At 71.5% G+C, this 365-nt stretch carries 1 pseudogene; it reads left to right on the forward strand.

The annotated features are described in order from the left end of the window. Window positions 1–18: 18 nt before the first annotated feature. Window positions 19–365 (forward strand): annotated as a pseudogene (locus CKO35_RS18285) (hypothetical protein); the annotation flags it as partial.

A 365-nucleotide genomic window follows, 5' to 3' on the forward strand; every position in this document is an offset into this window, starting at 1 on the left:
GGCCTGGGCGGTGCGCGCGTGATGATCGAGGACGGGCTCTTCGAGCGCTTTCCCGTGCAGTCGGTGTACGCCATGCACAACTGGCCGGCCATGCGGCCCGGCACCGTGGGTATCAACAGCGGCGCCATGATGGCGGCGGCCGACCGCGTCACGATCGAAGTCACCGGGCGCGGCGGCCACGGTGCGCATGCGTACCAGACGGTGGACGTGGTGCTGGTGGCCGCGCACATCGTCACCGCCGTGCAGGGGATCGTCTCGCGCAACGTGCGGCCGCTGGAGAGCGCAGTCATCAGCCTGTGCGCGGTGCAGGCGGGCGACCTGGGCGCGTTCAGCGTGCTGCCGGGCACGGCCACGCTGGTGGGTAC

This window comes from Ectothiorhodospira shaposhnikovii (assembly GCF_016584105.1).
GTDB lineage: Bacteria > Pseudomonadota > Gammaproteobacteria > Ectothiorhodospirales > Ectothiorhodospiraceae > Ectothiorhodospira > Ectothiorhodospira shaposhnikovii.